Here is a 13,000-nt window from a genome sequence, read left to right on the forward strand (position 1 = left end):
GCGCCAATTCTGAGGAACGGGTTCCGATGCGGACGACAAGATCAGTCATGCCACAACTTATTGTGGCGACCGCAGATTCAGTTAGCCCCTGCCCTGCTGGATTCCTTCCCGCAGGCCTTCACGATGCTGATCACCCACCCCTCCATCGTGGCCGCGCCCGATTCCACCTTCACCGGGAAGCCGGCCACCTTGGCCGCTCGCGCCGTCACGGGGCCGATGCACGCCACTGGCAACCGCCCGGCGTGCTCCGGCGGCAGTGCATCCAACAGCGCATCCACCGCGCTCGGCGCCGCCACCGTGACCAGATCGATCTCCCCCGACTTCACCAGCGCCCGGATCCGGGCCTGCCCGTCAGGATCGGGGGCGCTGCGATAGGCCGGCACGCTCTCCACCGTCGCGCCCAGCGCCCGCAGTCCGTCGGGCAACACGTCGCGGGCGGCCGCAGCACACGGGTACAGCATGCGCGCCCCCTCGATGTCCGACCGCGACGCCATGGCGTCGAGCATCCCGACCGCCTGTGCATTCTCGGGCTGCACCGTCGGCGTGCGCCAGCCATACCGCTCGGCGGCCGCCGCCGTCGCCACGCCCACCACGGCCAATCGACGCGTGGCCATGGCCGCCTCGGCGCCGCGTTCGGCGACCACACGCGCCAAGTGCTCCACCGCGTTCACGCTGGTGAGCAGCACCCAGTCGAATTCAACGAGTTGACGCACGGCGTCGTGCAGCGGCGCGAGATCCAGCGTTTCAATGCGCGTGAGCGGCACCTCATGCACCGTGGCGCCTTTGGCCCGCAGGGCATCGGCCAGCGGCGAGCCACGCTCGCCGGCGCGGGTGACGGCGATGCGTACGCCGAGCAACGGCGGCGGCTCGGGGGCGCGGGCCGGCGTCCGGGCCATGATCATGGAACGCTCAGCGCGCCTTCCGGGCCAGCGCCATGCGACGGAGCAAGAGCACGAGGTATCCGCCGTACGCGACCGCCGTGATGGCGTAGCCGGCCCACATGTACCCGCTGCTGTCGGGGGGGCCACCGGCCTTGGGCACGTAGGCCACCGTGCCGGCCGTGTCCTGCACCGTGGCGACGGTCAGCAGCGGCAACGCGGTGACGAGTGCGCTCGCATGCACGATCACGCGGCCTCCAGAGCCGCGCGCGCATCACGCAACGTGGCCCAGCGGAATCGCAGCCGCAGCAGCGCGAAGAACAGCAGCAGGAAGGCCGCCATCGAGAGCCCGAACGACATCAGCATTTCGGGGGGCATCTTGGGCTTCTCCGGCGCGAGCACGACTGGTTCCGGATGCATACCGCGAAACAGCTTCACGGTGAGGTGAATGAACGGCACCAGCAATGCGGCCAGCGTGCCCATCACCGCCGACAAGCGCGCGCGCACTTCGATCGACTCCACGCCGCTGCGCAGCACCAGATATCCCATCACCAGCAACCACAGGAAAAGCGTGCTCGTGATGCGCGCTTCCCACACCCACCAGGTTCCCCAGCTCGTGCGCGCCCAGATCGGGCCGGTGACCAGCACGATCCCCATGAACACCAGTCCGACTTCAGCCGACGACTCGGCCAGCCGGTCGAGTCGTTCATCCTTGATCCACAGGTACATGATGCTGCTGATGAACAGCAGGCCGCAGGCGAAGTACAAGCCGATGATGGCCGCCGGCACGTGCACGTAGAAGATCTTCTGCGCCGCGCCAAGCATCGCATCGATGGGCGTGAAGAACAGCGCGCGCGTACACGCTGCGATCACCGCCACGATGGCGATGGCGAGGAACGCATCGAATCCCTTGGGCTCCGGCAGGGTGGCCGGACGCGGGGCAGCAGACGACACCGACGACATACCTACTCCTCGATGGTGAACGGAAACACCACGATACAGGCCGAGACAAAGACGAGATCGAACGCCAGCAACACCTTGAGCCACGCCATTCCATCGGCAATGGGCTGACCACGCAACACCACCGCCGTGGCCTGTGCCGCCGGAATCACCAGCGGCACAAAGAATGGCAGCGTCATCATGGGCAACAGCAGCTCGGCCAGCCGCGTGTTCGAGGCGATCGCGGCGAACAGCGTACCCACGGCCGACAGCCCGAGCGACGCCAGCATCACGATGCCCACGATCATCCACCACGACGTGCCGAACGAAACATCGAAGAAGAGCGCCACGGCGGGAAGCGCTAACGCCTGAACGCACATCACGAACACGAGGTTCGCGATGACCTTCCCCGTAAAGATGGCCTCTCGCGACAGCTGCGAGGCCAGCAGGCCGTCATAGGCCCGTTCGGCCAGCTCCAGCCCGAAGGAGCGGTTGAGCCCCAGCAGGCCGGAAAAGGTGAAGATCACCCAGAGCACACCGGGCGCGAGGTCCATGGCGGGAATGGCCGTAGGATCCCACGTGAAACGGAAAATCACCACCGCCAGCACCGCAAAGACCGTGGCCGCCAGAAACGCGCTCCGGGTCCGGAACTCGATCAGCAGGTCTTTCCGGGCAATGCGCCACGCGTCGGCCAGATACGACGGCGCCCGATGCGCGGTGCGCTCTCGGGAATCGGTCACGCCAGCCCCTCATGCACGAGGGCGCGGTACTTCGCCTGATATCCCGGCACATCGAAGCCGGACGCGGACACGAGCTGCTCGTCCACGAACCGCCCGCTCTGCATGATCGCCGAGTGTGTGGCCAGCGCGAGTCCTTCACTGAGATTGTGCGTGACCAGCACCAGCGTGGCGCCGTTGGCCTTGAGCACACCCAAGGCGTCGGTGAGCGCCTGCGCGCCCGTTTCGTCGAGCCCGGTGTACGGCTCGTCGAGCAGCACCAGCTGCGGCCCATGCACCAGCGCCCGCGCAATCGACACGCGCTGTTGCAAGCCGCGACTGAGTTGGCGCACGGCGGTGTCGGCGCGATCGAGCACCCGCAGCTGGGTGAGCACGCGCGTGGTGGCCCCGTCGGCATCGATCACGCCCTGACATTCGGCGGCGAAGCGCACGTTCTCGCGCACCGAGAGCGCCGGATACAGCATGGCGTGATGCGAGATCAGCCCCACCAGACGCCGCGTTTCGGCCTCGCCCGGGAGTGGATGGCCATGCAGTCGGGTGGTTCCGCTCGTAGGCTTGAGCAGCCCCCCCAGCAGCCGCAGCAGGGTGGTCTTCCCCGCGCCATTCGGCCCGAAGAGGGCCAGACAGGCGCCTTCGTGCAGCGCGAGCGACACCCCGTTCACGGCGCGGCGGCCACCAAAGGCGCGCACCAGCGCCTCGGCCGTGAGCGCCGGGCCAGACGCGCTGCCGTGGGCCGCAGCGAACGCGACACCAGGCGCACCTGTTTCGTAGGGTGACTGCATCGCTCTACATTAGCAGGATACGCGGTTGCTCGCGACACGCGCGCGACGGCGCTCCACCCACGCCCCTGTCGGACACCCCACCGCGCCGGTTCGTACCGGACACCAGGTCTCCATGAGCGATATCGACGTCCTCCTGCAGGAAACGCGCTCCTTTCCCGCGCCCAGCGCCTTCCGCGCCTCGGCCCGCGTGCACGACTCGCGCCTCGCCGACGACGCGGCCATCGACCCGGTGCATTTCTGGGCGCGCGAAGCCGGCGAACTGACGTGGAGCAAGCCGTGGGACACGGTGCTCGAGTGGACGCCGCCGCACGCCAAGTGGTTCCAGGGTGGGCAGCTCAACGCGTCGGTGAATTGCGTGGATCGCCACATTCAGGGACCGCGTCGCAACAAAGCCGCGATCATCTGGGAAGGAGAACCCGGCGACCGCCGCACGTACACGTATTGGGATCTGTACCGCGAAGTGAATCTCGCGGCCAACATGCTCAAGAAGCTCGGCGTGGTGAAGGGCGATCGCGTGGCGATCTATCTGCCGATGATTCCCGAAGCCGTGATCGCGATGTTGGCGTGCGCCCGCATCGGCGCGGTGCACACGGTGGTGTTCGGCGGATTCTCACCGGAATCGCTGCGCGACCGCATCAATGATTGCGGCTGCAAGGTGCTGATCACCGCCGATGGTGGCTATCGTCGCGGACAGATCGTGCCACTCAAGCGCAACGCCGACGAAGCGGTTAAGGAGTGCCCCACCATCGAGCACATGCTGGTGGTCATGCGCCGTCGCAGTGGCGTGGGCGACGAAACGTTCGCCGAGATGGAAGACGGGCGCGACCACTGGTGGCATCGCCTGAAGCGGCAGGTGCCGAAGCATTGCGAACCCGAAGTGATGGACGCCGAAGATCTGCTGTTCATCCTGTACACATCGGGGACGACGGGCAAACCGAAGGGCATTGTGCACACCACCGGCGGCTACCTCACCGGCGTGGCGAGCACCACCAAGTACGTGTTCGACCTGAAAGAAGAAGACGTGTACTGGTGCACCGCCGACATCGGCTGGATCACCGGGCATTCGTATCTGGTGTACGGCCCATTGGCGAATGGCGCCACGCAGGTGGTGTACGAAGGCGCCCCCGACTGGCCCGACAAGGATCGCTTCTGGCAGATCTGCGAGCGCTACGGCGTGTCGATTTTCTACACGGCCCCCACGGCCATTCGCGCCTTCATGAAGTGGGGGACGCCATACGTCGAGCAGCACGATCTGTCGCAGCTTCGCCTGCTCGGGTCCGTGGGTGAACCGATCAATCCCGAAGCGTGGATGTGGTACCACAAACACATCGGCCAGGAGCGGTGTCCGATCGTGGACACGTGGTGGCAAACGGAAACGGGCGCGATCATGATCACGCCGCTGCCAGGGGTCACGGCGACCAAACCCGGTTCGGCCACCACGCCGTACCCGGGCATCAAGACCGCGCTGCTCGACACCGCCGGCAACGAGATCGGCGTGGGCGGTGGGCTGCTGGCCATCACGCATCCGTGGCCCAGCATGTTGCGCACGATCTGGGGCGACGACGCGCGCTATGTGGACACGTATTTCTCCAAGTGGCCCGGTCGGCCAGACCTGTACTTCCCCGGAGACGGCGCCAAGCGCGACGCAGACGGCTACCTGTGGATTCTGGGCCGCGTGGACGACGTCTTGAACGTGGCAGGGCATCGCATCGGCACGATGGAAGTGGAGAGCGCGCTGGTGGATCACCCGGCGGTGGCCGAGGCCGCGGTGGTGGGCAAGGTGCACGAGATCAAGGGACAGGCGATCGCGGCGTTCGTGTCGCTGCGCGCCGGGTTCACGCCGAGTGGCAGCCTGCGTGACGAGCTGCGCGAGCACGTGGCGATGAAGATCGGTGCGTTGGCGCGCCCCGATGACATTCTGTTCAGCGCGGATCTGCCGAAAACGCGCTCGGGCAAGATCATGCGTCGCCTGCTGCGGGACATCGCCGAGGGCCGCGCGCTTGGTGACACCACGACGCTGGCCGATCCTTCCGTGGTGGCTGCTTTGAAGGACCAGTATGAGGCGCAGGAGTCGTAGGTAACAGCGCTGGTGTGCGGGAACGCCCGGGCCGCTCCGGGTCGATCCCGTTCGCCGCTTGCTGCGCGGGGGAGGGGCCGGCGCCTGAGCGGAGCGAAAGGCGCGCGGCCAGCCCCCCGCAGAAAAGCCGCGAAGGGGAGACCTCGCGCCCGACCGGCATGCCGCCCGTACCACGATCGTAGCTACAAGGCATCAGGCACGAGATTCGCCCGGGGAGTGATCGTGGTCACAGCGTTCGAAACATGCGGCACCGCATATTCGTCTGTATTCATATGTCCATCTTGAACAAGCTGTTTCCCGAAACACTGTTCCCCCGCAAGCTGTCGGCCGACGCCGAGCAGCGGCTGCGGCTTGTGCAGGCGCGCGCTGAAGAAGCCCTGATTCGGACGCACGTGGAGAACGCCCTGCTGTTCGTGGACACGCTGTCCACCGATGTGGGCTATGAGCGCGCGCTCGACATTTACGTGCGCGAAATGGGCGTGCCCGAGCCTCTCGCCGCCGTGGTCGCCACCCGCGCCCTCGTCGCGCTCGGCGAAGCGCTGGTACCGGCGGCGACATTGCATGCCGTCAACGACGAAGGCACCGCCGAAGCGGTGCCCATGCCGAGACTGCGTCTCGATGAAGCGCGGGAGCGCCGGCGGGCGTAATCCGCCGCCGGCGTTTCCCCACTTACTTCTTTGCGGTATCCATCGCGGCAGGAGCGCTGACCGCAGCGGCCGCGGCAGGTGCGGCCGGCATGGCCGCCCGCAAACTGTCGACCATCTTCTTGATCTGGTCGAAGGTCAATCCCCCCGCGAAGACGCGATTCCCGATCACCAGCGTCGGCGTGCTGCTGACCCCCCGCTCCGTTCCGGCAGCGGCGTTCGCCTGAATCTTCGGCAGATTCTTCTGCGTGTCGAAGCAGCTGTTGTACGTGGTCATATCCAGACCGAGCTGGGTCGCGTACGAGTCGAACACCTTGCGGGGATTCGTCGTGGCCTGGCTGTTCCAGTCCATCTGTCCGGCGAAGAGCGCGTCGTGCATTTCCCAGAACTTCCCCTGATCGCCCGCACACGAGGCCGCGAGGTGCGCCGCCATTGTGTTCTGGTGGATCGACGTGAGCGGGAAGTCGTAGAAGCGGAAGTTCGCCAGACCAGCATCGACGATACGCGTCTTGACGTCGGGGCCCTGCAGCGCGGCGAACTGCCCGCAGCCCGGGCACTCGAAATCCGCGAACTCGATGATCGTGATCGGCGCGTTCGGATCGCCCCGCAGGTACCCTTCGGCCGTCGGCAGCGCGGTACCCGGCGCGAGCTCGATCGGCTTCGGCTTGTTCTGCATGGCGTAGTAGATGCCGGCGCCACCCACGGCGAGTACGACCAGCACGATGGGCAGGAACGCGTTGTTGGACGTCTTCTTCGTTGCCTTTACCACTCGATCTCCTCGTCGTCTTCCGGCGTCCAGCCGGTCGGTTCCCATGCGCTCTCGTCGGGACGACGGGCTTCGTCGACCAGACGGCGATGTTCAGCTACTTCCGGGGTGTCGTACGTACAGCGCACTTCATAATGGAACAGTTCACTGCGTACGTCACCGATCAGCTTCATCAGTTCGCCGGCATGCGGCAACATGGCGTCCTCGGCATCGAGCGCCTGAATGCGATCGGCGAGGGCCCGAAGCATGGCTTTCAGGATCTCGGTGCGTCCGTCATCGTAGGTCTGCTCTTCCGCCATCGCGCCTCCTCGTCCTTCGGCCACGGACCACATCTGCCGCGGCGTTAAGCTATCTGTCGCACCATCATCGGCGCTATCCTGCACGAGCGCGCCGACTCCCGTTGCCCCGAGGCCATGTACACCGAACATCTCCGCATTCCTGTCGGCGCCGGCTCGCTGCACGTGGAACGGGTGGGACGGGCGGGGCCGGCGGTCGTGCTGCTGCACGGCTTCGGCAGCTGCAGCTTCCTGTGGCGGGCGGTGGCCCCACGGCTGGCCGACGCCGGCTACACGGCCCTGGCTATCGACCTGCTCGGCCACGGCGAGTCCGATCGACCCGTCGACGTGTCGTACGGGCTCGGCGCCCAGGCGGAGTACGTGGAACGGGCGCTCACGGCGCTGCGCCTCTCTCAGGTCACGATCGTCGGTCAGGACATGGGCGCGCTGGTCGGGCTGCTGGTGGCCGCCCAGCGCCCCGAGCGCTCGGCCAGGCTGGCGTTACTCGAGCCGCTCGATCCGGACGACCTGCCCGGACCGGCCATTCGCTCCCTGCAGCGCACGTCGGCGCTGTCGGCGCTGACCGCCAATGCGCTGTTCGGCGCGCGGCCGCTGTTGGAGCCGTTCCTCCGGGGGGCTGTGGCCGACCCGTCCAGCATGCCCGACCTGCTGGTCGCGCGCTATCTGGCCCCGTTCGTGGGCAGCGGGGGCGCGGCGCAGCTCCTGCAGCTGGCCAGTGCCATCACCCTCAGCGACGACGAGCGCCAGCGACTCGCCGATGTGCGTGGGGATGTGCTGCTGTGGTCGGGTTCCCGGGAGGCCGACGACGCGCTCGACGTGCGCACCGCACGGTGGCGGGCCGTACTCCCCTTGGCCGCGGTGCAGCCGATCGCCAGCCGCCCCGGCGGGACGCTCGTGGCGGAGGAGGCACCCGATGACCTCGTCTCAGCGTTACTGGCGTGGGGTACGTAATCCTGACGAGGCGCCACTAGGAAGCGGGCGCTTCGTCGGTTACGTTTATCTAGCTGCGCCGGAGTTCGCCGGCAGCGATGTTCGACGCACTACCCAGAGGAAATGGCCAAGCCCAAGCTTCGTCCGCGTCGTGACGCCATGGTGCCCTCTCCGTATCAGGAGGCCCGTGACGAGCTCTTCCAGCAGATCATGCAGTGTGGTGTGATCGGGTGTCACCCCGATGACCAGAAGGAGTGGTTCGACGGCACAATGGAGTATCTCACGGGTCGCTACCCGGAGATCAAGGCTCCTGAAATGACCGAGCTGCGCACGTTGGGCGAGCGGTTTGCCCAGCCGACCAGAAAGCAGTCCCAGGAAGCGGCTGCCGTCTGATCGCTTCATCCGGCGCCGGACCCAACGGGTCGCCGGTGTCCAGATCACGCTGACATGGCTGACCAGCCTCGCCGCTGGCGCGAAATACGAAATACATCGAACGCCTCCCCCGGGAGGCGTTCGTCGTTTGCGCCGGTGAGGCTTCGCTCACATACCGTCGAGTCCGCTGAACAGATCACGCGGAGGCGCAGAGAGCGCAGGGGGCACAGCCCATGAGCCTACCGCACCCGCTCGCGCCAGAGCATCAGCGTGTAGTCCACCGTCGCCACCAACCCGAGCCCGCCCACGAGCATCACCAGGCCGTCAACGGTAGCCGGTGCCAGCAGCACGGCGATGAAGGTGAGGAGCTGCAGCGCCGTCACCACCTTGCCCAGCGGACGCGCGCGGAACCGGATGGGGCGCAGCCAGCTCACGTTGCGCGCCACGAACCAGCCGATCAGCGACATGATGTCGCGGAAGAAGATCGCCACGGCCTGCCAGATCGTGAGCTGCTCGCCCAGCACGTAGGCGATCACCACGCACAGCACGAAGAAGCGGTCGGCCACCGGGTCGATCAGGGCGCCGAAGCGCGAGGCCACCTTCGTGCGGCGGGCGATCCAGCCATCGAGAAAGTCGGTGAGCGAGGCCGCACCAATCAAGGCCAGCCGCACCGGCACCCCGTCCAGCGCCAGAAACCCCAGCGCCAGCAGCACTCGTGACGTGGACACGAGGTTGGGCACCGTGATGACGGTCGGAGTCTCGGGGTGGGCCATGACGGAAACTACCGAACGCGGGGGGCGGGGTGCCAGCGACGACGCGCGCCGTTTATCGTGCCCGCATGACAGATCCGCGTGCCCTGTTGGTGCTGGGCGTAGCGCTGGCGGTGCTGGCGTGGGACATCGCGCTCGCCGGCTGGATCGCGGCGCGGCGTGAAGCACCGCGGATCTTCACGCAACTCACCGCCGTGTGCGGTCTGTTGGTGGCGCCGGCGCTGCTCGTCACGGCCGCCACCGGTACCGAGACCGGCGCCCGAGCGATCTCAGGCATCTCGTGGCTGATGCCGGCGATCGCCTGCGCCTTCGTGCTGCAGGTGCTCTACTCGCTGCTGACACGCCTGGTGTCGGTGGTCGTTGCGCTGCCGATCCTGCTGTATGACGTCGTGCTCGCTGTGATCGCGATCGGCGATTATCTCGCGTCGCAACAGGGCGTCGCGCCGCTCCCGCTGCAGGCGGCGGTGTCGGCCCGCGACATCATTCTCGGTATGACGGCAGGACGCGCCGCCCTCGTGTCGCCGCTCGCGATGCTGGTACCGATGATCGCGCCCGCCTACCCGGCCCGTTGGCGCCTCTCGGGTGCCGTGCGCGCGGTACTCGTGCTTGCCGCCACCGCGCTCACCACCTTGCTGCTCCTCGAATGGCCTCGCGGTATCGCCGCGGTCCGCAGCTACGAGGCGGCCTACGCCGAACCCATGCAGGCGCGGCCGGCCGGCGATTTCGCCATCGGGCTCCGTATCTTCCCCGTGCTCGACGGGGCGCCGCCGGCGCGCGCGGTGCAGGCCGACCGGCGCCTCATCGAGCAACTCGAACCGGACGTCGTGTTGGTCGTGATCGACGAAGACGGCTGGCGTGGTGCCGCACTCGACTCGTTGTCACGCGTGTTGCAGCCCGTGCGCGACGACAGCGTGCGAATTGCCGTCGCGTTGCGCATCGGACGCGGCAGCGCGGCGCCCGACGACGCGGAGCGGATGGCGGCGGTGGAACGCGTACTGCGGCGCATCCGCCCCGACGTGATTTTCCCCGGGCTCCACGATCCGCTGCCCTCCGTCCTCGGCACCACGCCGCATTCGTCCGACTGGTGGCGGGCGCTCATGCTTCGAAGCGCAGCCACCGTGAAACGGGTGCGCCCGCGCACACTCATCGGTTGGAGCGCATCCCGTCTCGATGCCACCGACAGCGCGGTATATGCGTGGGCCTCCACGCCATCGTCGCCCGTGTCGCTGCTCGGTGCGGTGTCGTTCCCGTCGTTCGCCGGATTGCCGGCGGTCGATGCGCGCCTGCGAGCCTTCGACCGTTGGCACCAACAGGCCGTAGCGGGCGGCGGTGGCGCGCAACCGCATTGGCTGGTCACGATCGGTGGCCTACCGCACGCGCACGGCGATGCCGCGCAGCTGGCGGCCATCCGTCGCGCGCTGGCGTGGGGATCGCGCCGCGCGTGGATCCGCGCCGCCATCATCGGCGAGCCGGCCGACTACGACGGACGGGTGGGACTGCGCGCCGCCAACGGCCGCATCCGCAGCAGTGTACCGGCGCTGTCGCTCGCGGCGCGACAGATGCGCGACGTGCGCCCCCTCCCGTCGCCCTGACCGACGGCGTCGTCAGCCGATCGCGCCGCGCACCACGCCTTCGGCTACGCGCGATGCATCGAACGACGCGCGTGCCATCCGGAGCACGTCGGCACCCTGCACGGCCGCCAGGCGATCGACCACTTCGTGCCGTTCGTGCAGCCCCTCGCCGAACAGCCAGGCATCGACCAGCTCCCCCAGCACATTCCCCCCCGATTGTTGCGCGATGGCGTGCGTGCCGATGAGGTAACGCCGCGCCCGTTCGATCTCCTCGTCGCTGGGCGCCGCCTCGCACAGCGTGGCGAACTCGCCCAGCAGTCCGTCACGCGCTTCGTCCTCGCGCGACGGTGACGTGGCGATATACGCCGCAAACGCACCACCCGCGCGACGTTCAACGGGAAACGCGCTCACGGTGTAGGCCAGCGACTGCTTGTCCCGCAGCTGCTCGAAGAACCGTCCCCCGAGCCCGCTCGCCACCGCCGACAGCACCCGCGCCGCAAAGCGATCGTCGTGGACGCGCGAGGGCCCCGGGAAGAGCATGGCCAACGCCGTCTGCTGCTTCGCGCGCTCCTCGCGCAGCACGTGGGCCTTCTGCGGCCAGTGCACCAGCGCCGGGGCCACCTCGTCCTGCCACCGCAGCAGCGGAAACGCACGATCGATCACGCCAGCGACATCATCGGGCGTGACATCGCCCACCACCGCAATCACCGACGCGCCGCGCGCGATATGCTCGGCGTGAAAGACCCGTACGCTGCCCGGATCGACCTGCGACAGCGACGCCTCGGTTCCGATCACCGATCGCGCATACGGATGCGCCCCGTACGCGGCCATCGATGCCAACCGCATGGGCCAGCGATACATGTCGTCGCGTGCCCGCGTGGCCTCGGCCAATGCCAGGGCGCGCTCGGTAGCGACGCCTTCATCGGGGAAAACGGGATGCTGCAGTACATCCCCCAACAGTTCCGTGGCCGCCGAGAAATGCCGGACCGGCACCGACATCGTCCAGCCAAGGCTTTCGAGCGCCGCGCTCACGCCGATGCTGCTGCCCAATTCCTCGGACAACTCGGCGATGCGTGCGCCACTCCGCTGCTCGGTGCCCTTCAGCATCGCCTGTGCCGTGATGCGCGACAATCCTTCGAGCGAGGTGGGCTCCAGGCACGACCCGCCGCGCTGGAACACCCCCACATTCACCATCGGGGATCCGGGGCGCGGCACCACCAGCACCGGCACGCCCTGCGACGTGCGATAGACATGCACATCGCGCTCCACCCGCTCGGCGCGCACCCCCACCTGCACCGCCGGCGCCCCCGCGACGCCCACCGCGATCGCCTCACTGGACAGCGGCGTGAGCACGCCGGGATCGACCAGCACGCTGCTGCCCTGCCCCTCCTCGGCGCGCAGCAGCTCGCGCAGCGCCGTGTGGTGCTCGGCCAACGGCTCGGCACCGTTCGGGCGATACGAAATCACCGTCACCTGTTCGGGGTCGAGGTGCGTGGCCAGCGCTTCCTGCAGATCGCGCGGGGTGAGTGACAGCAGCGCGTCGTAGTACCGGCTGGCCAGCGCGAGTCCGCCCTCCGCTTCCCACGACGCGAGGTAGGTCGCCTGTCCGTCCATGCTTTCGAGACGGCGCAACCAGCGCGCCTCGATGATGCTCTGCGCGCGAGCGACTTCGCTGCGACGGAAGCCCACGGTGCGCGCGGCCTGGAGTTCGCGCCACAGGTAGCGCGTGGCGTCACGCGCATGCTCGGCGGGCGACTCGGCGTGCGCCACGAACACGCCGATGTCGCCAGCGGTATAGTCCCACGCCGACACGGACGACGCCAACTGGCGTTCGCGAATGGCGCGATACAAGCGCGACGCGCGCCCCGAGCCGAGGGCAAGACCGGCGAGATCGAGCGCCGGCGTATCGACGTGCGCCAGCGACGGCGTGCGCCAACCGAAGGCGACGTGCTGCTGCGCGATGTCGCCGCTCCACTCGCGCAGGCGAACACCGGGCGGCGCCACTTCGACAGGGCCACGCTCGCGAGGAGGCGTGCCGCTCCCGAGCTGCCCATGACGCGATGCCACGTCGCGACGTACCGCGTCGAGATCGATATCGCCGACGATCGACAGCACGGTATTGTCGGGACGATACCAGCGCTGGTAGAACGCCGTGAGCTGTTCGCGCGTGAGGGCGCGCAACTCGGGCTCGTCGCCCATGCGCCAGCGGCGGATACGATGCCGGTCGAACAGCGTGGC

At 67.9% G+C, this 13,000-nt stretch carries 14 protein-coding genes; 5 read left to right on the plus strand and 9 right to left on the minus strand.

Features of this window, described 5'->3' with window-relative positions; all coding sequences use genetic code 11:
* Window positions 1–77 precede the first annotated feature (77 nt).
* From ACIRA7_RS11005 to ACIRA7_RS11025, 5 genes are read right to left on the minus strand one after another with little or no spacing between them, the layout of a single operon-like run.
* Window positions 78–902: a uroporphyrinogen-III synthase gene (locus tag ACIRA7_RS11005; protein WP_396220888.1), complete on the minus strand. Its 825-nt coding sequence runs from the start codon at window positions 900–902 to the stop codon at window positions 78–80.
* Between the two features lie 7 nt (window positions 903–909).
* Window positions 910–1,128 (minus strand): hypothetical protein, encoded by a 219-nt coding sequence (locus tag ACIRA7_RS11010; protein WP_396220889.1) that lies wholly within the window; start codon window positions 1,126–1,128, stop codon window positions 910–912.
* Entirely contained in the window at window positions 1,125–1,841 is a 717-nt protein-coding gene (locus tag ACIRA7_RS11015) for a cytochrome c biogenesis protein (RefSeq protein WP_396220890.1), read from the minus strand. Before ACIRA7_RS11015 ends, ACIRA7_RS11010 begins: the two co-directional genes overlap by 4 nt.
* Window positions 1,842–1,843: 2 nt before the next feature.
* Entirely contained in the window at window positions 1,844–2,557 is a 714-nt protein-coding gene (locus tag ACIRA7_RS11020) for a heme exporter protein CcmB (protein WP_396220891.1), read from the minus strand.
* The gene (locus ACIRA7_RS11025) at window positions 2,554–3,336 is read right to left on the minus strand and encodes an ABC transporter ATP-binding protein (RefSeq protein WP_396220892.1); all 783 of its coding nucleotides are present in this window, start codon (window positions 3,334–3,336) and stop codon (window positions 2,554–2,556) included. Before ACIRA7_RS11025 ends, ACIRA7_RS11020 begins: the two co-directional genes overlap by 4 nt.
* A 112-nt stretch (window positions 3,337–3,448) precedes the next feature.
* Here ACIRA7_RS11025 and acs point away from each other — a divergent pair, with 112 nt between their 5' ends.
* Both acs and ACIRA7_RS11035 read left to right on the plus strand, forming a co-directional pair.
* Window positions 3,449–5,413 carry an acetate--CoA ligase gene (gene acs / locus ACIRA7_RS11030; protein ID WP_396220893.1) on the plus strand — a complete coding sequence of 655 codons (1,965 nt, stop codon included), beginning with the start codon at window positions 3,449–3,451 and terminating at the stop codon, window positions 5,411–5,413.
* 272 nt (window positions 5,414–5,685) lie between these two features.
* Window positions 5,686–6,060 (plus strand): hypothetical protein, encoded by a 375-nt coding sequence (locus ACIRA7_RS11035; RefSeq protein ID WP_396220894.1) that lies wholly within the window; start codon window positions 5,686–5,688, stop codon window positions 6,058–6,060.
* A gap of 22 nt (window positions 6,061–6,082) precedes the next feature.
* Here the strand turns inward: ACIRA7_RS11035 and ACIRA7_RS11040 are convergent, their stop codons facing one another.
* On the minus strand, window positions 6,083–6,826 hold the full coding sequence (locus ACIRA7_RS11040) for a thioredoxin domain-containing protein (RefSeq protein WP_396220895.1): 744 nt from the start codon (window positions 6,824–6,826) through the stop codon (window positions 6,083–6,085).
* Window positions 6,820–7,155 (minus strand): hypothetical protein, encoded by a 336-nt coding sequence (locus ACIRA7_RS11045; protein ID WP_396220896.1) that lies wholly within the window; start codon window positions 7,153–7,155, stop codon window positions 6,820–6,822. Before ACIRA7_RS11045 ends, ACIRA7_RS11040 begins: the two co-directional genes overlap by 7 nt.
* Window positions 7,156–7,236: 81 nt before the next feature.
* On the opposite strand from ACIRA7_RS11045, the gene ACIRA7_RS11050 reads away from it, so the two are divergent.
* Both ACIRA7_RS11050 and ACIRA7_RS11055 read left to right on the plus strand, forming a co-directional pair.
* Window positions 7,237–8,070 (plus strand): alpha/beta fold hydrolase, encoded by an 834-nt coding sequence (locus tag ACIRA7_RS11050; RefSeq protein WP_396220897.1) that lies wholly within the window; start codon window positions 7,237–7,239, stop codon window positions 8,068–8,070.
* A gap of 102 nt (window positions 8,071–8,172) precedes the next feature.
* On the plus strand, window positions 8,173–8,442 hold the full coding sequence (locus ACIRA7_RS11055) for a hypothetical protein (RefSeq protein WP_396220898.1): 270 nt from the start codon (window positions 8,173–8,175) through the stop codon (window positions 8,440–8,442).
* A gap of 218 nt (window positions 8,443–8,660) precedes the next feature.
* Here ACIRA7_RS11055 and ACIRA7_RS11060 read toward each other — a convergent pair whose 3' ends face one another.
* Complete coding sequence (locus ACIRA7_RS11060; RefSeq protein WP_396220899.1) at window positions 8,661–9,194, minus strand: CDP-alcohol phosphatidyltransferase family protein; 534 nt, start codon at window positions 9,192–9,194, stop codon at window positions 8,661–8,663.
* A gap of 65 nt (window positions 9,195–9,259) precedes the next feature.
* Between ACIRA7_RS11060 and ACIRA7_RS11065 the strand changes: the two genes are divergently transcribed.
* On the plus strand, window positions 9,260–10,783 hold the full coding sequence (locus ACIRA7_RS11065) for a hypothetical protein (RefSeq protein WP_396220900.1): 1,524 nt from the start codon (window positions 9,260–9,262) through the stop codon (window positions 10,781–10,783).
* Between the two features lie 12 nt (window positions 10,784–10,795).
* Here the strand turns inward: ACIRA7_RS11065 and ACIRA7_RS11070 are convergent.
* Window positions 10,796–13,000: M16 family metallopeptidase (locus ACIRA7_RS11070; RefSeq protein WP_396220901.1), on the minus strand; the 2,205-nt coding region annotated here is incomplete at its 5' end.

The sequence above is a fragment of the Gemmatimonas sp. genome (genome assembly GCF_044376735.1).
GTDB lineage: Bacteria > Gemmatimonadota > Gemmatimonadetes > Gemmatimonadales > Gemmatimonadaceae > Gemmatimonas.